We start from the raw sequence: 23,722 nt of genomic DNA on the forward strand, positions 1-23,722 counted from the left end.
GACACGGTGCCACAGACCGGTACTCCGTGACCGACCAAGGAGGCGTCATGCGGCCGTTGGTTCTCGTCATCACCGAGCGCTGCGACCTGACCGCCGACCGGGTCATCGACCGGCTCCGGGCTCGTGGCATCGCCACGGCGCGCGTCGACTACGGCGACTTCCCCGCGCGGGCGGTGATGAGCGCTCGGCTCCATGAGGAGAGGTGGTGCGGAGAGCTCGTCGCCGACGGGCTCTCCCTCCGCATCGACGAGGTGACCGCCGCCTACTACCGGAAGCCGTCACGAGTCCGGCCGGCGGCCCCGCCCAGCGGAGCCGCGCGGGGCGGGGCCGTGCCGGGCGGGGGCGCGGCGGAGTACGCCGAGGAGTTCGCGGCGATCGAGACGCGGCATGGATTCGTCGGTGTCATCGAGGCCCTCGACTGTCGCTGGCTCAACCACCCCGCGGCCATCCGAGCCGCGGAATGGAAGCCGTCCCAGCTCCGCACGGCCCACCGTGCGGGTCTGGCGGTGCCCAGGACCCTGATAACCAACGATCCCGAAGAGGGACGGCGGTTCGTCCGCTCGATCGGCGGCTCCGCCGTCTACAAGACCATGGCGGCGCACACCTACCAGGGGTCGGCCGACGGCCCGCAGACGGTGTACGCCACGGTCGTCTCCGCCGAGGACATCGACGACTCGGTCTCCGGGGCCGCTCACCTGTTCCAGGAGCCGGTGGTGAAGAGGTCCGAGGCGCGGATCACGGTCGTCGGGCACCAGGTGTTCGGCACGGAGATCATCGCCCGGTCGGAGGCAGCGAGGGCGGACTGGCGCAGCGACTACGGCCGGTTGGACTACCGGCCGATCGAGGTGCCCTCGTCCGTCCGGAGCGGCCTGCTGAGGACGACGGCGTCCTACGGTCTGTCGTTCTGCTCGGCGGACTTCGCCCTGACCGAAGCGGGCGAGTGGGTCTTCCTGGATCTCAATCCCAACGGTCAGTGGGCATGGCTGGAAGCGGTCTCGCCGGACGACGGCTGCGGCCCGGTCACGGCGGCCATCGCGGACCTCCTGGCCAGATGCTGAACGGCGTGCGCAATGCTCGGTAACTGCGCCGCCGAAGAGGACAGATGCGCACAGACCGGCGTCGAGGACGCGGCTTCACCGAGTGATGAGTACGGCCCCGCCGGCAGCAGGGCGGACCTCGATCTCAGGCCTCGGTGATCGATTCCGCCCGGGGCCGGGCGGCGGCGATCTGGCGGACGCAGCGGGCCGTGTGCTCGGGGGTCGCGCCGATCCCGACGACCAGCTTCGTCCCGAGAGGCACCAGGTACCGCTCGACGGGATCGCCGTCGCCGTCGAAGAAGCCGGCGATCTCCAGCAGCACGTAGCCGTGGATCGCGCTCCAGAACTGGGCCGCCGCCGAGTGCGGCTCCTCCTCACGAGTGTCGGTCGCCTCCATGACGCGTGTCACGGCGGTGACCAGCCGGGCGAACGCGGCCTGCCCCTCGGGAAGGTCGTTGCCGACACCGGCCACGGTCAGGTCCTTGCCGCCCTGGCGGCCGCCCGGTGAGACCACCCCGAACATCAGCCGGTAGAGCTGGGGGTTGTCCAGCGCGTGGTCGCGGTACGCCAGGCCCAGCGCGAGCAGATCGACGACCGGATCGTCGCCGGGCGGGATCTCCTCCATGCGCCGGCCCAACCGGATGAAGCCCTCCCGCACGATCTCCGTGATCAGCCCGCCCATTCCGCCGAAGTGCGTGTAGACCGCCATCGTCGACATGCCGACCTCGGTGGCCAGGCGGCGCGCCTGCAGGGCTTCGGGGCCGTCGGCGGCGAGGATCCGGATCGCCGCCTCCAGCAGGCGGCTGCGCGGATGCGCCTTGGCGGTGGATTCTCGTGGACTCACTCTTGCCATCCTTTCATAACAATGTTATGCCGGAAATAACGTTGTTATGTGCCGGCGGCAAGGAGAGACACGGATCATGAACAACCCCTTCCTCCAGGGCGGTTTCGCGCCGATCAGGCAAGAGCTCACGGTCACCGACCTGCCCGTCACCGGGACGATCCCCGGCCATCTCGACGGCAGGTACCTCCGTAACGGGCCGAACCCCGCCGGCGAGGTGGACCCCGACACCTACAACTGGTTCACCGGCGACGGGATGGTGCACGGCGTCCGGATCCGCGACGGACGGGCCGAGTGGTACCGCAACCGCTGGGTCCGTACGCCCCGGGTCGCCGCCGCGCTCGGCGAGGCGTTCTCCGCGCGCCCGAGCAGCGCCCCGCTGCACGGGATGGGAGCCAACACGAACGTGATCGGTCACGCCGGCCGTACGCTCGCGCTGGTCGAGGCGGGGCTTGCCATCCAGGAGCTCACCGACGAACTCGACACCGTCGGCGGCTGCGACTTCGACGGCACCATGCCCGGCGGCTACACCGCTCACCCGAAGCGCGACCCCGAGACCGGGGAACTGCACGCGGTCTCGTACTTCTTCGGCCGCGGCAACGAGGTGCGGTACTCGGTGATCGACGCTGCCGGGCACGCGCGCCGTACCGTGGACGTCCGCGTCACCGGCAGCCCGATGATGCACGACTTCTCGCTCACCGAGTCCCACGTCGTGTTCTACGACCTGCCCGTGACCTTCGACGCGCGGCAGGCCGTGGAGGTCGGGGTACCGCGGTTCCTGCGCGCCCCCGCCCGGCTGGTGATGTCCGCGCTCGTCGGGCGGGTGCGAATCCCCGACCCGATCATCGCGGCGGCGGGACGGCGCGGCGGCTCGAGCGACCGGATGCCCTACCGCTGGAACCCGAGATATCCGGCGCGGATCGGCGTCATGCCGCGTTCCGGGGGCGCCGCCGACGTCCGGTGGTTCGAGGTGGAGCCGTGCTATGTCTTCCATCCGCTGAACGCCTACGACGACGGCGACACGATCGTGCTCGAGGTCGTCCGCCACACGAAGGTCTTCGACCGGGACCTGCAGGGACCGAGCGAAGGCGTGCCCACCCTGGCCCGCTGGACGGTCGACCTCGGCGCCGGCAAGGTCCGGGAGGAACAGGTGGACGACCGGGCACAGGAGTTCCCCCGGGTGGACGAACGGCTCGTCGGCCGGCGGCACCGCTACGGCTACGCGCTCGCGCTGGACCGGGGCATCACGGCGTCCGACACGATCCTCAAGCACGACCTCGTGCGCGGTACGACCACGCGGCGTTCCTTCGGCGCGGGTCGCGAGGCGGGGGAGTTCGTCTTCGAACCGAACTCCCCTGACGCCGCCGAGGACGACGGCGTGCTGATGGGTTTCGTCTACGACCCGGCCACCGACCGTACGGACCTCATGTTGCTCGACGCGGGCAGCCTGGAGACCGTCGCCGCCGTCCATCTCCCCACGCGAGTGCCGGCGGGCTTCCACGGGAACTGGGTGCCGACCCGGTGATCCGGCTCGTCCGGCGGCGGAACGGGCTCAGCCGGTGTGGTCGACCGGGATCCAGACGCGCATCGGGCCCGGGTCCCGGTTGCCCCACAGGAAGTAGGGCACGGCCGTCAGGGCCGTCCGGGGTGGCGCGTCGTCCCGGTCGGCGGTCGTCGGGTACGCGGGGTACAGCCCGGGAGTCGGCGGTCGCCGTACGGTTCCGCCGGCGGTGAGCGTCACCGGGATGTGCGGCAGGCCCGCGTGCTCGTCGACGTGTACCGGGGCGGAGGCGTCGAGCCGTACGTCCTCGAGAAGGACGTCCTCGGAGAGATCGGTCTGCTCCAGGCAGTAGACCAGCGGCCCGCGCGTCAGGGCGGCGCATCCCCGGGTCGCGTCGACGCGCGGGTGCGGGGCCACCAGACGCGCCGGCATGGGGAGGTCCAGGACGACGGCGGTCGGGGTGCCCCAGCTCCGGGTCAGGCGCAGGTAGCCGTCCGTGGGGTCCGCCGCGACGACGTCACCGTCGACCTGGAGGGTGCAGCCGTCGCACCAGCTCGGGATCCGCAGGCTCAGCGTCCACGGCTCGGGCGTGGTCGCGGTGACGGCCAGCTCGATCCGGCCGGACCAGGGGTACGCGGTCCGCGTCGTCACCTCGACGTCGGCTCCGCGCACGGTGGAGCGGAGCGTTCCCGCGCCGTACAGGTGGATCTGCACGCCGTTGTCGTCGGTGGTCGCCACGTACCCGTGGAGTGAGGCCATGAGCCGGGCGAGGTTGGGCGGGCAGCAGGCGCAGGAGTACCACGGCAGCCGCTGTCCGGGCGCGTCCTCGTCGGACCCGTCGTGTCCCGTGCGCACCTGCAGCGGGTTGGAGTAGAAGAAATGCCGTCCGTCCACCGCGGTGGCCCCCGCGACCGCGTTGTACAGCACGCGTTCCATCTCGTCGGCGTACCGGTGCCCACCGGTGGCCAGCAGCATGCGCCAGTTCCAGTGGAGGCTCGCGATCGCCGCGCAGGTCTCGGCGTACGCGCGGTCCGGCGGCAGCTCGTACGGGTCGCCGAAGGCCTCGTCCCGATGGCGGGAGCCGTGCGCCCCGGTGAGATGCGTCTTCGTGTGGAAGGCGTCGTCCCAGAGTCGCCGCGCGGCGTCGAGCAGCGCCGTGTCGTGCGTCTCGACCGCGACGTCGACGACTCCGGCGAGCAGGTACAGCTGCCGGACGGCGTGGCCGGTGACCTCGCCGGCCTCGCGGACCGGGAGGTGGTCCTGGAAGTACGCCGGGCCGAACCGGCCGTCGCCCAGGAGGCCGTGTCCGCGAAGGTCCACGAACCTGCGCGCCAGGTCCAGGTAGGGGCGGTGGCCGGTCTCCCGGTACAGCTCGACCAGCGCGGTCTCGATCTCCGGATGCCCGCAGACCCCGTCGGTCCCGCCCGGCCCGAACCGCTCCACCAGCAGATCGGCGAGGCGCCGCGCGACCGTCATCAGTTCCGGGGCGGCACCCGCCCGCGCGGCCGCCACCGCGGCCTGGATCAGATGGCCGGCGCAGTACAGCTCGTGGCTCCAGTCGAGCTCCTGCCACCGCAGGTCCGGCTTGACGGTGGTGAAGTAGGAGTTGAGGTAGCCGTCGTCCTGCTGGGCCTTGATCAGCAGCGCGGCGGTGGCGGCGACGAAGTCCCGCAGGCGGTCGTCGGCCGCCGGATCGCTCAGCCGCCACGCGGCGGCCTCGAGCGTCTTGTAGACGTCGGAATCGGCGAACCACATGCCGGTGAACCCGCGATCGCCCTGCCCGGCGGCGCGACGGACGTTCTCCAGCGCGCCGCTCTCCTCCAGCCGGACGACGCAGTGCGGGAGGGAGGCGGCGGCGTTGCGTTCCTGCCACTGTCCCAGGAGGCCGTCGGGTTCCAGACGTACGGCGTCGAGGGGGAGTGGCCGCAGCGCGCTGATGGCTCCCGCCGTCGGGGCCACCGGACCAGGACGGACCGGCGGGAGCTACAACGCCGGCACCCACACGGTGACGGCCACCGGCAGGACGGTCACCATCAACCTCGGCAACTGAAGGCACGTGCCCGACGGCCGGCCGCTGCGGCGGCCGGCTGGACGGCCGACCGCTGGGCCGCCTGCGGCGGCGCGAAGATCGCGGTGGTGTGAGTGTGACATGGGCGACATCCCGGGTCCCTGACAAGTAGAGTCCCGCTCGTGCGACTCCCCAGTTTCCTGATGGTGCGCAACGTGGACCCGCACCATCTGCAGCGGTACCTGCTGCCCCAAGAGGAGGATGCGGTCGTCATCCGACGTCACCCCGCCATGCTGCTCCGGCACATCGCGGAGGCGGTCCTCGGACTGATTCTCGCCGGGGTGCTGAGCGGCCTCGTCGCGCAGAGCACCGTGCTCACGGTGATCTGGGCCGTGTGGTTCCTGCTGCTCGGGCGGCTGGCCTTCAAGGTGTACGAGTGGTCCGACGAGTTCTTCGCGGTGACCGGTGTCCGGGTGATGCTCGTGCACGGGCTGGTCACCCGCAGGGTCGACATGATGCCGCTGTCCAAGATCACCGACCTCACGGTCGACCGGTCGGTCTTCGGCCGGATGCTGGGATACGGCACCGTCGTCCTGGAGTCCGCCGGCCAGGACCAGGCGCTGTCCAAGGTGAGGTTCGTCCCCGAGCCCGAGGGGATCTACCTGCAGATCTCCGCCGTGGCCTTCGGGCACGGGGACGACTGAGCGGCCGCGTCACGCGATTAGGCCCGGGGACCCGCGGAGCGATCATGTGTCCGAAAACCGGTTCCGGGAAACGCGCGTCGCTGCTGGTCTAGGCCGGTTACTGCGGCGATCCGTACGGTCGGCGGCGGGCGCCGGGCGCGGCGTGCCCGGTGACGGAGAGACGGTCGATGACCCAATTGTTAAGAATATTGACAGATAACTGGGCCGGTCAGACCATGGTGCGCACGCGGATCCGTGCCGTACCCCCGTCACCCGACGCATCATGTCCGTCCGCTCCGCCCGTCCCAGAGGCGGAGCGGCGGCTCCTCCCGCCATCTGGAGCCTTCATGCGACCATGCACGCCCCCGCGCGCGGTCCTCACCGCCCTCGCCATGATCCTCGCCGCGTTCGGCCTCGTCGCCGCCGGACCGACCCCGGCCCACGCCGCCACCCTCCCCGCCCACGTGTTCGCGCCCTACTTCGAGGCCTGGACCGGTGACGACCCCGCGACCCTCGCCCAGCAGTCGGGGAACAAGTACCTGACCATGGCATTCATCCAGGCCGCCACCAAGGGCTCGTGCACGGCGTACTGGAACGGCGACACGAGCATGCCGATCGCCGCGTCGACGTTCGGCTCCTCGATCTCCTCGATCCAGTCCGGCGGCGGCGACGTCATCCCCTCGTTCGGCGGCTACACCGCCGACGACACCGGCACCGAGATCGCCGACAGCTGCACGAGCGTCGACCAGATCGCGGCGGTGTACGAGAAGGTGGTCACCACCTACAACGTCACCCGCATCGACCTGGACATCGAGGACAACTCGCTGACCAACAGCGCCGGGATCGACCGGCGGAACAAGGCGATCAAGCAGGTCGAGGACTGGGCCGCGAGCACCGGGCGCACCGTGCAGTTCTCCTACACGCTGCCCACCACCACGAGCGGCCTGGCCGACAGCGGCCTGGCCGTGCTCCGCAACGCCGTCTCCAACGGCGCCCGCGTCGACGTGGTCAACATCATGACGTTCGACTACTACGACGGCGCGACCCACGAGATGGCCAACGACACCAAGAGCGCGGCCACCGGCCTGCACGGCCAGCTCGCCGGCCTCTACTCGGGCAAGAGCTCGGCCGAGCTGTGGAACATGATCGGTGTCACCGAGATGATCGGCATCGACGACTACGGGCCCGCGGAGACGTTCACCACGGGCGACGCCGCCACGGTGGAGAGCTGGGCGCAGAGCACGGGCATCAACACGCTGTCGTTCTGGGCGCTCCAGCGCGACAACGGCGGCTGCCCGGGCACGCAGGGGTCGGACAGCTGCTCCGGCGTCTCCCAGAGCACCTGGTTCTTCAGCCACGCGTTCGAACCGTTCAGCGGTGGAGGCGGGGGAACGCCCGCCAACGACTTCTCCCTGTCGCTGTCGCCCGCGTCGGCCGCCGTCAACCCGGGCGCTTCGACGTCGGCGACGGTGAAGACGGCCGTGACCTCCGGCTCCGCCGAGACCGTCGCGCTGAGCGTCACCGGCGCGCCGTCGGGGGTGACCGCGTCCGTCAGCCCGGCCTCGGTGACCGCCGGCGGGTCCGCGACCCTGAACATCAGCACCACCTCGGCCGCCGCGGCCGGCAGTTACACCCTCACCGTCGCCGGGACCGCCGCGTCGGCGAGCCACAGCGCCTCCTTCACGCTCACCGTCAACGGGTCGGGCGGCGGAACCGGCCTGGTCAACCCCGGCTTCGAGACCGGGTCCCTCACCCCGTGGAGCTGCCGGTCCGGTGGCGCGGTGGTCGCCTCACCGGCGCACTCCGGTGGGCACGCCCTGCAGGTGACGCCCACCTCCGACCAGACCGGGCAGTGCGAGCAGGCGGTGACGCTCCAGCCGAACCACTCCTACACCCTGACGGCCTGGGTACAGGGCTCCTACGCCTACGTCGGGGTCTCCGGCGGCGCCACCGCGAGCACGTGGACGACGTCCGGCGGCTGGACCAAGCTGACCGTCCCGTTCACCACCGGCTCGACCGGGAACGTGACGGTCTACGTCCACGGCTGGTACGCCCAGGGCAACGTCTACGCGGACGACTTCGCCCTGTCCTGACGGCCCCTTCCCAGCGGTTCCGGCCCCATCGGGCGATCCCCGATGGGGCGGGACGCGCTCCGGGCTCGGGTTCTCGGGCGGATGAGACCGTCGCGGCTCGGGAGACCCGTCAGGCGCCGACGGCCTCGCGTTCGGGCTCAGGCACGGGCTTGGGCGCGCGGAGGGTGGCCAGGCCGAGCAGCGCACCGGCGAGTGCGACGCCGGCGGCGCCGATGAAGGCCGCCTGGAAGCCGTGGGTGAGGGCCTGTGGGTCGCCGAGGGCGCCCGCGCCGTGGGAGGTGGCGATGGCGGTCATGACGGCCAGGCCGACGGCCGAGCCGATCTGGTAGGTGGTGTTGACGATGCCGGAGGCCGGCCCGCCCTGCTCCGGTGCCACGCCGCCGATGGCCGCCATGGTGGCCGGGATGAACACCAGCGCCATGCCGACGGCGGAGATCAGCGAACCGGGCAGCACGTCGGTGACGAAACCGCCGTGCGGGTGGACGGTGGACAGGACTCCCAGGCCGGCGGCGAGGACGACCAGCCCCGTGACGATGAGCGGTCTGGGGCCGAACCGGGCGATGAGGCGGCTGAGTTCCCCGAGCGTGGCGGCCGCCGTCCATCCGTGCTCGGGCGCCAGCACGATCGCATAGACGGCCAGGGCCAGGCCGCCGGTCACGGCCGCGGCGCCGAGCAGGTCGACGCCGGCCCGGCGGCCGGGGACCCTGGGCAGCAGCGCCGGGACGAGGGCCAGGCTGATCAGGCCGATCGGAATGTAGACGATGAACACCCAGGGCCAGCTCAACCACTGGGTGATGACGCCGCCGAGGAAGACTCCCGCGGTGCCGGTACCGTCGAATGGATGACAGGACCGAGAGCCCCGGCCAGAGGGGACTTTGGGCCCTCCCCGTAGGAAGGACCACGTGGCGAGGCTGAAGAGGAGGCGTGCGCCCGAGGAGGTGCGTCGGCTCGGCGCGGTCAGCCGCGCGGCGGCCGGGAGCGGGCCCGGCCGAATTGCGGAGATGCCGGATGACCCACAGGCATGAGCGGATTCTGAACATCGGCGCCCTCGCACGGGTGGAGGGCGAGGGCGCGATGTACGTGCGGGTCGGCGGCTTCCACCAGGTCCCGAGCCCGAGGGAGCTGCGCGGACTCGTGACGCGGCTCGGCCGGGCCCTCGATGACGCGCTGGCCACGGCTCGCTGGGTGGCCGGCTTCGACTTCCCCGACCTGACGTTCGACCACGAGCTCCTGGCCCTGACCGGCGAGGAGTACCCGCTCGAGCGTGGCACGCCACGGACCACCACGGGCGCCGCGTTCGAGGTCGCGGACTTCGAGGACGAGATCGAAGAGCACCACGTCCCGAACTCCACCGCCCGGCACTTCCGGCTGGTGCACGGCGGCCGGTACCTCACCGGGCCGCTGGCGCGGTTCGCGCTGAACCGCGACCGCCTCTCGCCGCTGGCGCACGAGGCCGCCGCCGACGCCGGGCTCGGGCCGCAGTGCAGGAACCCGTTCCAGAGCATCGTCGTACGCGCCGTCGAGATCGTCCACGCGATCGAGGAGGACCTGCGCCGTCTGGTGCGGGATCGCCTGGACTTCGACGACGAGGCGCTCACCTCGGCGTGCGAACGGACGATCCGCAGCTACGACCCGTGCGTCTCCTGCACGGCGCACTTCCTCGACCTGAAGGTCGTCCGATCATGATCGTCATCGGGGTGGGCAGCGAACTGCGGCGGGACGACGCAGCCGGCCTGGCGGTGGTCGATGAGCTGCGCGGTCGATTCCCGCCGGACGTCCGGCTCGTGACCTGCGACGGTGAGCCCACCTGCGTCATGGACCTGTGGGCCGGCGAGGACCTCGCCGTGGTGGTCGACGCGGTCTCGCCCAGCTGCGGCCCGGGACACGTCCACGAGGCCACCGATCTTCCCGCCGCGTCGCACGCCGACACGAGCTGCCACGGCATGAGCCTCGGCCTGGCCGCCGAGCTGGGCCGGGTCCTGGACCGGATGCCCCATGGCCTGCGCGTCTACGGCATCGAGGGCGTGGACTTCGGCTTCGGCGCCGGCCTGAGCCCCCCGGTGCGGCGTGCCGTCACGGAGGTCGCCGAGCGGATCGCCGCTCTCGCCCGGCAGATGGCGCGGCACCGCGAGCGACCCCGGCCCGACCAGGACGGCTCCACCGGCTGAGCGGACCGGACGCTCCGGCCGGACCGGCCTCCTGCGGACCTGTGGTCGGCGCACGACGGCGCACCGGTGATGGGATGGACCAGTCGCCTATCCGGACGCCGGCCGGTCGGCGCGCCGGATGCGGCGGCCGGTGATGCGGCTCGGGACGACGCGGAGGAACAGCTCCCGCTCTCCACCGGGCCACGGTTCGACGCCCGCCCGGCTCAGCGACGCGCGCTCCGCCTCGTCGTCCACGTGATGGGCGGACCCCTGGATGAGGACGCTCCAGCCCTCCCGGGCCGCCATGTCGATCTCGTCGATCTCGAAGGCCACCTGGTACTCGGCGTCGGAGATGCCCGTTCGCAGGTCCTCGTCCATCGGACTGCCCGGCGCCGTGCGGAAGACGATCGATCCCTCGAAGAGCGTGTAGTTGACCGGGAGCACCGCGGGACCGTACCTGCCGCTGTAGGCGATCCGGCCGACGCCGCCGGCTGAGATCAGCCGCAGGCACTCGGTCTCGTCGAGCTGCTCGGTCACCCTCTGCTCAGCCATGGGCGACCCCGTGCGCGGTCGTCGCGGGCGAGGTACGGATCACGATCGGATTCTCCCCGTGACCGCGCGGAGGTAACCGTCGGCCGGACGGGTCAGGAACCCGACAGCCGCTCGCGGGCCTGCTCGAAGGAACGGGCGTGCCCGGCCTCGTCGTCGGCGTTGTGCGAGAAGGCCCGGGCCGCCTCGGCGTCGCCCGCCGCCTTGGCGCGCTCGGCGAAGGTCGGGTACATCGTCTCGGACTCGTAGCGCTCACCGGTGATCGCCTTGGTCAGGTTCTCGTGCGTCGTGCCGACGAGCCCGGCCAGATTCGCGGACTCGGGGAGGTGCTCGTGCAACTCGACCTCGCCGGTGCCCCGGAACAGTCGTCCCACGGCCGGGTCCTGGGCGTGCTCCCCGTACAGGCGGTACTTGGCGTACGCCAGCGCCTCGCCGTGGATCGCCCTGTCGAGGTTCTCCTTCGTCCGCTGCGCCTGGACCTTGGGCGCACCGGCCGTGACCGTCACCGGGTGGACCTCCGGCGCCGTGGGGACGCTCCCGCGCCCGCTCTCGGCGACACCGAGGGCCGTGCCGAAGGCGCGGGCGTGTTTCGCCTCGTCGCCGGCGATCTCCGTGAAGCGATCCGCCGCGGCGGTGTCGCCGGCGCTCTCGGCCTCCCGGGCGAAGCCGGGGTACATCTGACGAGACTCGTAGTGCTCGCCGGCGATCGCGTCGCGCAGGTTGGCCGCGTCGTCCTTCACCTGGCCGCTCAGCGCGGCCCCCGACGCGAAGTGCTCGTTCAGTTCGATGTCGGCGGTGTGCTCGAAGAGACGCGCCACGGACGGCAGCCCCTCCCGCCGGGCCTGTTCGGCGTACAACCGGTAGGAGGCGTTGGCGTACGCCTCACCGCGCATCGATTGTGCGAGGTCGGCCCGCGTCTGCGGCGCCGGCGGGTCGACCGCCGCGCGGGCCGACGGTGCGGAGGAGACGGCCGAGGCGGCGAAGGCGCCGCTCGCCGGGGCTCCCAGTGTGATCACGAACGCGCCGACGAACAGCGCACGCGTCGAAAAGGGTTCATGGAAGGACCTCCTCGCCGGACGGAAGACGTTCAGCGGCCTTGAAGAAGTGGCTACCCAGCGAGGCGCTCCATGCCGGACATCTATCCGAAAACGGTCACCTGGCCTGCGGCATGCTTTGCCGTTCGTGCGGACGCTCTCCGCCGCCATGCCTTGTGCGTGGGTGTCCCCATTGATCCCGTTTGCCGGGGCTTGGGGATGCTCCCGGCGTGTCCCCGCGCAGGGCGAGAACGGCCCGGCCGGGAACGCGACGGCGCCGGTGACCGTGGCGCCACCGGCCGAACCTGCGGCAGGCGGAGCCGCGTGCTGCCGCGCGCGAGGGGGTGTGATGGAAAACCGCAGAGATCATGCATGATTGCTGGATTCCCCCAAGCTGGGGCTTGCGCTGCTGGAATCCGTCGGCCACGATGGGGCGATGGTCGATGAAGAGCCGCTCGGCGAGGTGGACCGCCTCCTGATGGCGGCGTTGCAACTGGACGGCCGCGCCCCCTGGCACGTCGTGGCGCGCGCCGCCGGCGTGAGCGAGTCGACGGCGCAGCGGCGCTTCGCCGCGCTGCGAGAGCGCGGTGCGGCCCGCGTCATCGGCGTGGTCGACGTGCTCCGCTGCGGGCTCGGGGTTCCGGTCCTGACCCGGGTGTCGTGCCGGCCGGGGACCGCCGAGAGCGTCGCCGCCTGCCTGGCGGCACGGCCGGAGGCGCGTTTCGTGGCGGTCGTGACCGGCGCCGCCGACGCGGTCGCCGAGTTCGTGGTGCCGACCCACCGTCACCTGACCCAGCTGCTGGCGCGGGACATGCCGGCACAGGATCAGCTCACCGAGAGCGAGACGTTCACCGTGATGCGGACGTTCACCGCCGCGCACGACTGGGATCCGGGCCTGCTCGACCCGGACGCCGCCGCGATGCTCCGCCCCGAGCCGGTGCGTCCCTTCGAGGACCAGGTGTGGGAGCGGCCGCCGGACCGGCTCGACGATCTGGAGCTGGCCATCGCGGCCGAGCTCGGAGAGGACGGCCGGCTGCCCGTCAAGGAGCTGGCCGGCCGGGTCGGCGTCAGCGAGTCGACCGTGGCGCGCCGCATCGACTCGATGGTCGAGCGCGGCTGCCTGCGATTCCGCACGTTGGTCGAGCCGGTGCTCCTCGGCTTCGCCGTCGAGTTCATGCTCTGGCTCGACGTCGAGCCGGCCTTCCTCGCGGCCGCCGGGCGTGAGCTGGCCTCCCGGCCCGGCGTCAAGTACCTGTCGGCGACCGCCGGCCGGTTCAACCTCTGCGGGCAGGTGTCCCTCCGGCACTTCGCCGACCTCTACGGCTTCATGACCGACGTCGTCGGCGCCCTGCCGGGTGTGCGGCGCGCCGACACGACCCTGCAGCTCGAAACGCTGAAGCGCGCCTGGGTGCCGACCGCGCCCGAGCGGCCGGCCGAGCCCCGGAAAGAAAGGAGTGGCCGTTGAACGCAACGATCGAACCCTGGCAGTGGGATGAGGCGACCTGGCGCGGCCATGTGAACCGGGTGCGGGCCGGCCGCCGGCTCGCACCGCCGTGGCCCGGCGGGGCGACGGTCGCGGTGGCGCTGTCGTTCGACTCCGACCACGAGACCATCCCCCTGCGGGAGAAAGAGACCCGGCCCGGCAAGCTCTCCCAGGGCGAGTACGGCTCACGGGTCGCCGCGCCGCGGATCCTGGCCGCCCTCGAGAAGCACGGGGTGCCGGCCACCTTCTTCATGCCGGCGGTGTCCGCGCTGCTGCATCCGGAGGAGGCCCGCGACTACGTCGCGGCCGGCCATGAGATCGCCGCGCACGGCTGGATCCATGAGCGGAACATGCTGCTGTCGCCGGAGGACGAGCGCACCCTCGCCGTCCGCGCCCTGGACACCCTCGAGGAGGTCACCGGCGTACGCCCGGTCGGGGTGCGCACCCCCTCGTGGGACTTCTCCGACAGCACCCTGGCGATCATCCGTGAGACCGGGCTCGTCTACGACTCGTCCCTGATGGCCGACGACGAGTGCTACGAGCTCCTCGCGGACGGCGAGCCGACCGGAATCGTCGAGCTCCCGGTCGAGTGGATCCGCGACGACGCCCCGTACTTCATGATGGAGCGGTACGGCTCACTGCGCCCGTACACGCCGCCACGCGAGGTGCTGCGGCTGTGGTGCGACGAGTTCGACGCCGCCCGTGTCGAGGGCGGCCTGTTCCAGCTCACGATGCACCCGCACATCATCGGGCACCGCTCGCGGATGGTGGTGCTCACCGAGCTGCTGTCCTACATCGGCGGCTTCGGCGACGTCTGGTTCGCCACCCACGCCCAGATCGTCGAACACGTCCGCACCGCACTCACGGCTCAGCCGGACACCGAGCGGCAGGAGCCGGGCGCATGAGCGAGCGAAGCGAGCGAATCGGTAACGCAGCGCCTCTGGTCACTCCTCCGACGAAGGAGGGCGCCCGTCTCACGCATTCCCGCGAAGGGACGACCGCCGCCGCGGCGGGCGGGCGGACGGTGCGGATGACCGCCAAGCAGCGCCGGGCGGTCGTCGCCGGGGCCGTCGGCAACACCGTCGAGTGGGTCGACTGGGCGGTCTACTCGGCGTTCGCGCCGATCTTCGCGACGCAGTTCTTCCCCAAGGGCGACAAGACGGCGGACCTGCTGGCGACCCTGGCGGTCTTCGCCGTCGGATTCGGGATGCGGCCGATCGGCGCGGCGGTGCTTGGGGGTTTCGCCGACCGGCGGGGCCGCAAGGCGGGTATGACACTGACGATCTCGATGATGGCGGTCGCGGCCCTCGTGGTCGCGGTCTGCCCGCCGTACAGCGCCATCGGCATCGCCGCCCCGGCGGTGCTCGTCATCGCCCGCCTGGTGCAGGGCTTCTCGGCCGGCGGCGAGTTCGGCACCTCCTCCGCCTTCCTCATCGAGTCGGCGGCGCCGGGCCGGCGGGCATTCGTCGGATCGTGGCAGCAGGTGTCCGTCGGCGCCGGCACGCTGATCGCCTCCCTGCTCGGCACCCTCCTCACCAGCACACTGAGCGACGGGGCGTTGACGACGTGGGGCTGGCGCGCCGCGTTCGCCGTCGGCGGGCTGCTCGGGCTCGTCGGCCTGTGGCTGCGGACCGCCGTCGAGGAGACCGACGCGTTCGTCGAGGTCGCCCGGAGCCGTGAAGGCGACGCCCGGCCGAGGCCGCTCCGGGACATGGTGAAGAAGCATCCGCGAGCCGCGTGGCGCGTCGTGGCCATCACCATCGCGGGCACGCTGCTCTACTACATCTGGGTCAGCTACATGCCCGGCTACGCGCACGCCGCCGAGGACGTGCCGCTCAGTCGCGCCTTCCTGGCCAACACGCTGGCGATCATCGTCTTCCTCGTGATGCTGCCGTTCGGCGGGATGCTGTCGGACCGGTTCGGCCGCAAGCCGACGATGACCGTCTTCGCCGCCGGCTTCCTGCTGCTGTCGTGGCCGTCGTTCCAGCTCGTCGGGGGCGGCTTCTGGTCGCTGCTGGTCGTCGAGCTGGCCGGGATGTTCTTCCTGGTCGGGTACTCGGCCAACTGCGCGGTCGTCATGGCCGAGCAGTTCCCGGCCGAGGTGCGCACCACCGGGATCGGCCTGCCCTACGCCCTGGCCGTCGCCCTCTTCGGCGGCACGGCGCCCTACGTCACGACGTGGCTGGCCACGCACGGGCACCGCGACCGGGTCTGGATCTACACCGCGATCGCGGCGGCCATCGGCGTCGTCGTCTACGCCACGATGCCCGAGACCAAGGGAAAGGAGCTCGAATGAGCCCGCACGTCCTCGTAACCGGCGCGGCGAGTGGCATCGGCGCCGCCGTCGCGGCCTCGTTCGCGGCGGACGGCTGGACGGTCACCGGGGTGGACCTGCGGGAGGCTCCGCTCCGCGCGTCCCTGTCGGGCCTCGCCGCGACGCCCATCGTCGCGGACCTGGCCGATCCGGAGGCGCCGGAGGACGTCGTACGGCGGGCATGGGAGTCCGGCGGGCCCCTGGACGCGCTCGTCAACGCCGCCGGCATCTACCCGGCCCGTCCCTTCCTCGACCTGGACGCGGAGCTGTGGGACCGCGTCCAGGCGGTGAACGTGCGGGCGCCCATGCTGGCCACCCGCGCGTACGCCGAACTGGCCGTCGCGGCGGGCCGGCCCGGCAGCGTCGTCAACATCAGCTCCGGGGCGGCCCTGCGCGCCCGGCCCGGCGCGGCCCACTACAGCACGTCGAAGGCGGCGCTGGAGATGCTGACGAAGGCCGCGGCCGTCGAGCTCGGCGGCGCCGGCATCAGGGTGAACGCGGTCAGCCCAGGGTTCGTCACAGTCGACAGCGCGGCCAACCCGGTGACCGAGGAGTACGCCGCCGCCGTCTCGGTCAACCCGCTCGGTCGGCGCGGGCGGCCGGACGACATCGCCGCGGCGGTCCGCTGGCTCGTCTCGCCGGCCGCCGAATGGGTCACCGGCTCGATCCTGCGGGTCGACGGCGGCGCGTCCGCGGGAACGACCACGCTGCCCGCGCACTGGCCCGGGCTCACCGACGTCCAGGCGCCGGGGACCGGAATCGACGACAACGAAGGAGCGAAAGCGTGAGTTCTCGGGAGTACACCGTCGTGGGCGCGGGCGCGATCGGCGGCACCCTCGCCTGGCACCTGGCCGGGGCGGGACATCCGGTGACCGTCGTGGACGCCGACCCGGATCACGTGGCGGCGATCGCCCGAAACGGGATCATCCTCGAACGCGACGGCGTGCGGACCCCGCAGCCGGTCGCCGCGGCGTACACCCTCGAGCAGGTGAGCGCGCCGCTCGGCCGGGTGCTGCTAGCGGTCAAGGCCCAGGCCACCCGGACCGCCGCCGAGTGGCTCGCCGGCAGGCTCGCCGCGGACGGCTACGTCGCCAGCCTGCAGAACGGCCTGAACGAGGAGCTGATCGCGGAGTACGTCGGCGCCGAACGCACGGTCGGCGCCTTCGTCGACCTGTTCGCCGACGTGGTCGCCCCGGGCGTGATCAACGACGGCGGCGCGGGCGCCATCGCGATCGGGGAGATGGACGGCGCTCCCTCCGCGCGGGTGCGCGACCTGGCGGCCGACCTGGGCGCGTGGGGGCCGGTCACGGTCACCGGCAACGTCGCCGGGTATCTCTGGGCCAAGCTGGGCTTCGGCGCCATGCTGACCGCGACCGCGCTGGCCGACGACACGATGGGCGACCTGCTGGACCGGCACCGGCCGGCCGCGCACGAACTGGCCCGTGAGGTCCTCGCCGTCGCGGCCGCCGAGGGGATCACCCTGGAGCCGTTCGACGCGTTCGAGCCCTCGGCGTACACCGACGGCGCGGACCCGGAGAAGGCCGCCGCCGCGACCGACCGCCTGGTGGCGTGGCTGCGCACGCAGACCAAGACCAGGAGCGGTATCTGGCGCGACATCGTGGTGCGTCGCCGCGCGACCGAGATCCCGACCCAGTACGCGCCCGTGCTCGCCGCCGCCGACCGGCACCGGATCGACGTGCCCGTCCTGCGGGTCCTGCTCAGCCAGCTCGCCGAGGTCGAGGCCGACGTCGCCACCATGTCCGAGAAGCGCGTCGAACTGCTCGACGCCGTCGCCGAGCGGGAGGTCCGATGAGCGCTCCGACGACCTCGACGGCGCTGGTGGAGTGGGTCCGCGACGGCGTCGGCGACATGCTCCGGGACCTGGAGGAGTACGTCCGGCTGGAGACCCCCAGCGACGACCCCGTCGCCCTCGCGGCCGGCCGGGACTGGGTGGTCTCCTGGATCGAGCGTCGCCTGGGCGCGCCGGCGTCCGCGCGCACCGAGCCCGGTGCTCCCCACGGTGACACGGTCGTCCTGGACTACCCGGGAACCGGCGCCGGGGCCGGTGCGGGGACGGTGCTGATCCTCGCGCACTACGACACGGTGTGGCCGGTCGGCACTCTCGCCGAACTGCCGTTCGGCGTGGACGGTGAGGTGATCCGCGGTCCGGGCGTGTTCGACATGAAGGCCGGCCTCGTCCAGGCGGTCTGGGCGCTGCGCGCGATCCGCACGGGCGGGCTGGCCTGCCCGCCCGTGCGGTTCGTCCTGAACGGCGACGAGGAGATCGGCAGCCCGGCGTCCCGCCCGGTGATCGAGGAGTGCTGCCGCGACGCCGCCGCCGTGCTCGTGTTCGAGGCGAGCGCCGACGGCGCCGTCAAGACCGCGCGGAAGGGCGTGGGCCTGTTCGACGTGACGCTGACCGGGATCGAGGCGCACGCGGGCCTGGATCCCACGGCCGGTGCCAGCGCGGTGACGGCGCTCGCGGAGTTCGTCACCGCGGCGACCGCGCTGACGGACGTCGCGGCGGGCACGACCGTGAACGTCGGCGTGATCGCCGGCGGTACCCGCCCCAACGTGACGGCGGGGTCGGCCCGCGCCCACCTCGACGTGCGCGTCGCCGACGAGGCCGAGGCCGCGCGGGTCGAGCGGGCGCTGACCGCGTGGCGGCCGGCCGACCCGCGGGTGACGGTACGGCTGGACGGGGGCTGGAACCGCCCGGTCATGACCCGGACGCCCGCCGTGGCCGGCCTGTACGAGCGGGCCCGGGCACTGGCCGCGACGCTCGGGTTGGACCTGCGGGAGACCGCGGTCGGCGGTGCCAGCGACGGCAACTTCGCGGCCGCGCTCGGCGTCCCGGTGCTCGACGGGTTCGGCGCCGTCGGCGGGGGCGCCCACGCCCGGCACGAGCACGCCACCGTGCCCGGCATGATCGAGCGCTCCGCCCTGGCGGCCGCCGTGCTCACCTCGCTCGCCGACGGCGGCGCGGACCTGCCCGCGGCCGGGTGACCCGGCCTCCGGCGGGCCGCGCGACAGGAGCCCTGGGCCGCCCGGCCGTCACGCCCGGCGGCCGGCCCGGGGGGAGAAACGGCAGACGGCGGATCCGCCGGGCGGCGGAGTGATCGCACCGGGCCGGAGGTCCGTCCGCCGGTCCGTTACGGGACGATGGCCGCATGCTGGTCACCACAGGAACGGACGTCGCGGCGGAGACCCGCGCGTTCAACGACAGGCTCGCCGCCTTGTACGCCGCCGGTCCGCAACTGCACGAGGTCGACGATCCGCCGGCGACCCGGGCGGCCCGCGCTCGCGGAGAAGGACCGTTCGCCGCGCCCGAGCGGCTCGCCGAGGGCAGCGCCCGCACGATCCCCGGGCGCGCCGGTGAGATCCCGGTGCGGGTGTTCACTCCTACCGAGGTGCGGGGCGTCTACCTGCACTTCCACGGCGGCGGCTGGACCCTCGGCACGGCCGACTCCCAGGATCCCACGCTCTGGCGGCTCGCCACCGAGGCCGGCGTCGCGGTGGTCAGCGTCGACTACCGGCTCGCTCCCGAGCACCCCTATCCGAGCGGCCCGGACGACTGCGAGGACGCCGCGCGCTGGCTCATCGCCGCCGCCGGCCGGGAGTTCGGCGCCGAGCGGCTGGTCATCGGCGGCGAGTCGGCCGGCGCGCATCTCGCCGCCGTCACGCTGCTGCGGCTGGGCGACGCGGCGAGCGCCTTCCGCGCGGCCCAGCTGACCTTCGGCGCCTACGACCTGTCGATGACGCCGAGCCAGCGCAGTTGGGGCGAGCGGAACCTGGCCCTGTCGACGCCCGTCCTCCAGTGGTTCACCGGCAAGTTCCTGCCCGGGATGAGTCTCGAAGAGCGCCGCTCCCCGGACGTCTCCCCGCTGTACGCCGGCCTTTCCGGGCTGCCGCCGGCCCGATTCGTCGTCGGAACCCAGGATCCGCTGCTGGACGACACTCTGTTCATGGAGGCGCGCTGGCGGGCCGCCGGCAACGAGACGGAACTCGAGGTCGTCGCGGAGGCGCCGCACGGTTTCGTCGGCTTCCCGCTGACGGTCGCCGAGCGAGAATTGGCCCGCCAGCGCGAGTTTGTCGCCCGCGCCATCGGCACCTGACACGGCCGGGCTCCGCCGCGGCCGGCTCCTGACGTGCCGGGCTTCTGAGGTGCCGGGCTTCTGAGGTGCCGGGCTCCTGCCGTGGCCGGGCTCGGGACGTGCCGGATTCCTGGCGCGGCCGGGCTCCGGTTCGCTGAAGGCGGTGCTCGCGCGGCCACCTGTGGCCACGCGAGCACGCCTTGACATGGCGTTGTTACGGGCGGTCCTTAACCGATCCTTGACTGCGGCATATCGTGGGGATTTGATACCGGCGATCGCCGGGAGATACGAATGCGACGAAGGACGACGGCGCTGATCGCGGCGCTGGCGATGCTGACCCCGCTCGCCGGAGGCGCGGTGTCCGCCACCCCGCAGTCCAGCGACGAGGCCGCGATGCGGCCGACGCGCACCGCCCCGAACGCGACCGTCGAGGCCCGGGTGAACGCCCTGCTGGCGCGGATGACGCTCGACGAGAAGCTGCAGCAGCTCCAGCTGCTCTCCGACGGCCAGGTGACCGACGAGGACGCCAAGAAGGGCGTCGGCGGAGTGTTCAGCCTCACCGACCCGCAGAAGATCGACCACCTGCAGCACGTCGCCGTCGAGCAGTCGCGGCTGCACATCCCGATCCTGTTCGCCTACGACACGATTCACGGGTACCGCACCATCTTCCCGGCCCCGCTCGGCGCGGCGAGCAGCTTCGACCCGGGCGTCGTCACCGCCGACGACACGTACGCCGCGCGCGAGACCGCCGCGGTGGGGATCAAGCAGATCTACGGCCCGATGGTCGACGTCTCCCACGAGCCGCGCTGGGGACGTATCGCCGAAGGCGCGGGGGAGGACCCGTACCTCGGCTCGGTGTTCGCGGCGGCCCGCGTCAAGGCCGCGCAGGGCGGCGACTACAGCGCCCCCGACAAGGTCGTCACGAGTCCCAAGCACTTCGCGGCGTACGGCCAGCCGGAGGGCGGCCGTGACTACAACACGACCGACCTGTCCGAGCAGCGGCTGCGCAACATGTACCTGCCGCCGTTCAAGGCGGCGATCGACGCCGGCGCGGACACGGTGATGTGCTCGTTCAACGACATCAACGGCTCACCGGGCTGCGGCGACGGCCACACCGAGACCGACATCCTCAAACGCGAGTGGGGCTTCGACGGCTTCATCGAGAGCGACTACACCGCGGTCGCGGAGATGCGCGCCTGCCCGCCCAAGACGCCGGACAGCGGACCGTGCGGCCACGGCGTCGCCGCCGACGGTCCCGGCGCCGCCGCCCTCGCGCTCAACTCCGGCACCGACTCGGAGATGGTCAGCACCAACATCCGCGACTACGGCAAGGAGCTGCTCGCCCAGCACCGGATCTCGACGGCCCGCGTCGACGACGCCGTACGGCGGATCCTGCGCGTGAAGTTCCGTGCGGGCCTGTTCGACCACCCGTACGTCGACCCGGGCAAGGCCGAGGCGGCGCAGCTCCGGCCCGACGCCGTCGCCGCCGCGCGCCAGGCGGCCGGGCGGTCGATGGTGCTGCTGAAGAACGACGGCGGCACACTGCCGCTCGACCCGTCGAAGTCGACGGCCGTGATCGGCCCGCTCGGCGACGACCGGCACGACATGCTCGGCCCATGGTGGGGGCAGGGCCGCGACCAGGACGCCGTCTCGGTCTACGAGGGCATCAAGGCGCAGCACCCGAAGACCACCTTCACCCAGGCCTGCCAGATGATCGACAAGGATCCGCCGGACGTCACGCCCGCCGACGAGTGCGGGTCCGACGCGGACTTCCCGAAGGCGGTCGCGGCGGCCGAGGCCGCCGACCAGGTCGTACTCGCCCTCGGCGAGACACGGGGGCAGAGCGGCGAGGCGGCATCCCGCAGCGACCTCGACCTGCCCGGCAGGCAGCAGGAGCTGATCGATCGGATCAAGGCGACCGGCAAGCCGTTCGTCGTCGTCCTGTTCAACGGCCGGCCGCTGACGCTGTCGAAGGTCGCCGCGAGCGCCCCGGCGATCCTGGAGGCGTGGTTCCCCGGCGTCCAGGCCGGCAACGCGGTCGCCGACGTGCTGTTCGGCAAGGTGAACCCCGGAGGCAAGCTGCCGGTCACCTTCCCCCGCGTGATCGGGCAGGTGCCGATCTACTACGACCACGACCCGACCGGCCGCCCCTGCGACCCGAACACCAAGTACGGCTCGCGGTACCGCGACCTGCCGAGCTGCGACCCGCTTTACCCGTTCGGGTACGGCCTCAGCTACACGACGTTCGCGCTCTCCGGCCTCAGGCTGAGCTCGGCGACGATGGCGCCGAACGGCACCGTCACCGCCTCGGTCCGGGTGCGGAACACCGGAGGCCGCACCGGTGACGAGGTCGTGCAGCTCTACCTCCACGACCCGGTCGCGAGCGTCGAACAGCCCGTCCGCCGGCTGCGCGGGTTCGAGCGCGTCACGCTCCGGCCCGGCGAGAGCAGGACCGTGACGTTCACCCTCCGCCGGAACGACGTCGGCTACTACGACAACGGCGGCCGGTTCGTCGTCGAGCCCGGCACCATCGACGTGTACGCGGGAACGAGCTCCACCGGCGGCCTGCACGGCTCGTTCGAGGTCACCGCGCGATGAGGGCGCCCGCCCGTGCCGCCGCACGCTCGGCCTGCCCGATCCCGGAACGCGCCATCGGCCCGGTCACCGGAGTCGACCACTTCCGCGCCGGCCGCTGACCGGGCCGCCGGGCGCCGCCGATCGCGCACGTGGCAGGCTGACGAGTGAGCGCTTTCACCGGCCGCGGGCCGACCCCGGACGCCGCGGCCCGACCGTAGGAGAGACCCGTGCGACCCGTCGTGCTCCCGCCGAACATGCCGCGTTCGTTCTACCGGGGCGCCGGGCGTATCGGCCGGTTCCGCGACACGCCGACGCCCGCCGACGCGGATCCGTACTTCCCCGAGGACTGGGTGGGTTCGGTCACCGCGCGGCACGGGGCGGCGCCCGCCGGGCTCACGACGCTGCCCGACGGACGACCGCTGGCCACCGCCGTCGCCGAGGACCCGGAGGCGTGGCTCGGCCCCGCGCACCTCGCCCGGCACGGCGCCGACCCGGCCATCCTGGTCAAGCTCCTCGACGCCGGGGAGCGCCTCCCGGTCCACGTGCACCCGGACCGCGCGTTCGCCACCGCCCACCTGGCCTCGCCGTACGGCAAGACCGAGGCGTGGGTGATCGTCGACGCGGCTCCGGAGGCGGCCGTGCACCTGGGGTTCCGGCGGGACGTCGCCGCCGGCGAACTGCGCCGGTGGGCGGCCGAGCAGCGGACCGGGGAGATGCTGGCCGCCACCAACCGGATTCCCGTCCGTCCCGGCGACGCGATCGTCTGCCCGGCCGGCGTTCCGCACGCCATCGGCGCGGACATCCTGCTGGTGGAGGTCCAGGAGCCGACCGACTTCTCGGTGCTGCTGGAGTGGGAGGGCTACGACGTCGACGCCGAGGCCGGTCACCTGGGGCTCGGCTACGACGCCGCGCTCGGCTGCGTGGACCGTTCCGCGTGGGACGACCGCCGGATCGACGCGGTGCGCGGCGCGGACCGCGCCGGCCGCGGCATCCGGCCCGGGGTCGACCGGCTCTTCCCGGGGGCGGCCGACCCCTTCTTCGCCGCCGAGCGCGTCCGGCCGGACCCGGTCGGCGTGCTCGACCCGGCCTTCTCGGTGGTCGTCATCACGGAAGGGGCCGGCGAGCTGGACCCCGAACACGGCGACCGGCTCGCGGTCCGCTCCGGCCAGACGCTTCTCGTCCCGTACGCCGCCGGGCACTGCGCCCTCCGGGGCGACCTGCGGGCGATCCGCTGCCGTCCGCCGTACGACACGCCCGGCGACGGCGCCTGACCTCCCACGCGGGAAGGATCTAGTGCCGCGTCAACCAACGTTGGTCGTTTTGGCCGTGTTGGTTGATCCTCGCTTGGGGCGAGCGACTCC

General features: G+C 72.6%; 20 protein-coding genes. 15 read left to right on the forward strand and 5 right to left on the reverse strand.

Features of this window, described 5'->3' with window-relative positions; translation table 11 throughout:
- The first annotated feature begins 47 nt into the window (after window positions 1–47).
- A complete protein-coding gene (locus tag ABD978_RS36825) occupies window positions 48–1,058 on the forward strand; it encodes an MvdC/MvdD family ATP grasp protein (protein WP_345365017.1) in 1,011 nt (336 codons plus the stop codon).
- Window positions 1,059–1,182: 124 nt separating this feature from the next.
- Here ABD978_RS36825 and ABD978_RS36830 read toward each other — a convergent pair whose 3' ends face one another.
- On the reverse strand, window positions 1,183–1,881 hold the full coding sequence (locus tag ABD978_RS36830; RefSeq protein ID WP_345365019.1) for a TetR/AcrR family transcriptional regulator: 699 nt from the start codon (window positions 1,879–1,881) through the stop codon (window positions 1,183–1,185).
- Between the two features lie 76 nt (window positions 1,882–1,957).
- On the opposite strand from ABD978_RS36830, the gene ABD978_RS36835 reads away from it, so the two are divergent.
- Window positions 1,958–3,403: a carotenoid oxygenase family protein gene (locus tag ABD978_RS36835; protein ID WP_345365021.1), complete on the forward strand. Its 1,446-nt coding sequence runs from the start codon at window positions 1,958–1,960 to the stop codon at window positions 3,401–3,403.
- 27 nt (window positions 3,404–3,430) lie between these two features.
- Here the strand turns inward: ABD978_RS36835 and ABD978_RS36840 are convergent, their stop codons facing one another.
- Complete coding sequence (locus ABD978_RS36840) at window positions 3,431–5,338, reverse strand: glycoside hydrolase family 127 protein (protein WP_345365023.1); 1,908 nt, start codon at window positions 5,336–5,338, stop codon at window positions 3,431–3,433.
- Window positions 5,339–5,569: 231 nt separating this feature from the next.
- Here ABD978_RS36840 and ABD978_RS36845 point away from each other — a divergent pair, with 231 nt between their 5' ends.
- Complete coding sequence (locus ABD978_RS36845; RefSeq protein WP_345365025.1) at window positions 5,570–6,091, forward strand: PH domain-containing protein; 522 nt, start codon at window positions 5,570–5,572, stop codon at window positions 6,089–6,091.
- A 326-nt stretch (window positions 6,092–6,417) separates the two neighbouring features.
- Window positions 6,418–8,163 carry a carbohydrate binding domain-containing protein gene (locus tag ABD978_RS36850; protein WP_345365027.1) on the forward strand — a complete coding sequence of 582 codons (1,746 nt, stop codon included), beginning with the start codon at window positions 6,418–6,420 and terminating at the stop codon, window positions 8,161–8,163.
- A gap of 109 nt (window positions 8,164–8,272) precedes the next feature.
- Here the strand turns inward: ABD978_RS36850 and ABD978_RS36855 are convergent, their stop codons facing one another.
- Window positions 8,273–8,947: an MFS transporter gene (locus tag ABD978_RS36855; RefSeq protein ID WP_345365029.1), complete on the reverse strand. Its 675-nt coding sequence runs from the start codon at window positions 8,945–8,947 to the stop codon at window positions 8,273–8,275.
- 224 nt (window positions 8,948–9,171) lie between these two features.
- Here ABD978_RS36855 and ABD978_RS36860 point away from each other — a divergent pair, with 224 nt between their 5' ends.
- Together ABD978_RS36860 and ABD978_RS36865 are read left to right on the forward strand one after the other, a co-directional pair.
- Entirely contained in the window at window positions 9,172–9,849 is a 678-nt protein-coding gene (locus ABD978_RS36860; protein WP_345365031.1) for a hypothetical protein, read from the forward strand.
- The gene (locus tag ABD978_RS36865) at window positions 9,846–10,331 is read left to right on the forward strand and encodes a hydrogenase maturation protease (protein WP_345365033.1); all 486 of its coding nucleotides are present in this window, start codon (window positions 9,846–9,848) and stop codon (window positions 10,329–10,331) included. The genes ABD978_RS36860 and ABD978_RS36865 overlap by 4 nt, the downstream gene beginning before the upstream one ends.
- 87 nt (window positions 10,332–10,418) lie before the next feature.
- Here the strand turns inward: ABD978_RS36865 and ABD978_RS36870 are convergent, their stop codons facing one another.
- Entirely contained in the window at window positions 10,419–10,862 is a 444-nt protein-coding gene (locus ABD978_RS36870; protein ID WP_345365035.1) for a pyridoxamine 5'-phosphate oxidase family protein, read from the reverse strand.
- A 92-nt stretch (window positions 10,863–10,954) separates the two neighbouring features.
- Window positions 10,955–11,875, reverse strand: coding sequence for a ferritin family protein (locus ABD978_RS36875; RefSeq protein ID WP_345365037.1), 921 nt, complete (start codon window positions 11,873–11,875; stop codon window positions 10,955–10,957).
- Between the two features lie 454 nt (window positions 11,876–12,329).
- Here ABD978_RS36875 and ABD978_RS36880 point away from each other — a divergent pair, with 454 nt between their 5' ends.
- From ABD978_RS36880 to ABD978_RS36920, 9 genes are all read left to right on the forward strand, one after another.
- Window positions 12,330–13,358, forward strand: coding sequence for an Lrp/AsnC family transcriptional regulator (locus ABD978_RS36880; protein WP_345365039.1), 1,029 nt, complete (start codon window positions 12,330–12,332; stop codon window positions 13,356–13,358).
- A complete protein-coding gene (locus ABD978_RS36885; protein WP_345365041.1) occupies window positions 13,355–14,281 on the forward strand; it encodes a polysaccharide deacetylase family protein in 927 nt (308 codons plus the stop codon). Before ABD978_RS36880 ends, ABD978_RS36885 begins: the two co-directional genes overlap by 4 nt.
- Window positions 14,278–15,672, forward strand: coding sequence for an MFS transporter (locus ABD978_RS36890; RefSeq protein WP_345365043.1), 1,395 nt, complete (start codon window positions 14,278–14,280; stop codon window positions 15,670–15,672). The genes ABD978_RS36885 and ABD978_RS36890 overlap by 4 nt, the downstream gene beginning before the upstream one ends.
- Window positions 15,669–16,478: an SDR family NAD(P)-dependent oxidoreductase gene (locus tag ABD978_RS36895; RefSeq protein ID WP_345365045.1), complete on the forward strand. Its 810-nt coding sequence runs from the start codon at window positions 15,669–15,671 to the stop codon at window positions 16,476–16,478. Before ABD978_RS36890 ends, ABD978_RS36895 begins: the two co-directional genes overlap by 4 nt.
- Window positions 16,475–17,503: a ketopantoate reductase family protein gene (locus ABD978_RS36900; RefSeq protein ID WP_345365047.1), complete on the forward strand. Its 1,029-nt coding sequence runs from the start codon at window positions 16,475–16,477 to the stop codon at window positions 17,501–17,503. The genes ABD978_RS36895 and ABD978_RS36900 overlap by 4 nt, the downstream gene beginning before the upstream one ends.
- Window positions 17,500–18,696, forward strand: a complete 1,197-nt coding sequence (locus tag ABD978_RS36905) for a M20 family metallopeptidase (protein WP_345365049.1) — start codon at window positions 17,500–17,502, stop codon at window positions 18,694–18,696. Before ABD978_RS36900 ends, ABD978_RS36905 begins: the two co-directional genes overlap by 4 nt.
- Before the next feature lie 164 nt (window positions 18,697–18,860).
- Window positions 18,861–19,805 carry an alpha/beta hydrolase gene (locus ABD978_RS36910; protein ID WP_345365051.1) on the forward strand — a complete coding sequence of 315 codons (945 nt, stop codon included), beginning with the start codon at window positions 18,861–18,863 and terminating at the stop codon, window positions 19,803–19,805.
- A gap of 270 nt (window positions 19,806–20,075) precedes the next feature.
- Window positions 20,076–22,382, forward strand: coding sequence for a beta-glucosidase BglX (bglX, locus tag ABD978_RS36915; protein ID WP_345365053.1), 2,307 nt, complete (start codon window positions 20,076–20,078; stop codon window positions 22,380–22,382).
- 206 nt (window positions 22,383–22,588) lie between these two features.
- The gene (locus ABD978_RS36920) at window positions 22,589–23,632 is read left to right on the forward strand and encodes a class I mannose-6-phosphate isomerase (protein WP_345365054.1); all 1,044 of its coding nucleotides are present in this window, start codon (window positions 22,589–22,591) and stop codon (window positions 23,630–23,632) included.
- Window positions 23,633–23,722 lie beyond the last annotated feature (90 nt).

The sequence above is a fragment of the Actinoallomurus liliacearum genome, assembly GCF_039542035.1.
GTDB classification, from domain to species: Bacteria; Actinomycetota; Actinomycetes; order Streptosporangiales; family Streptosporangiaceae; genus Actinoallomurus; species Actinoallomurus liliacearum.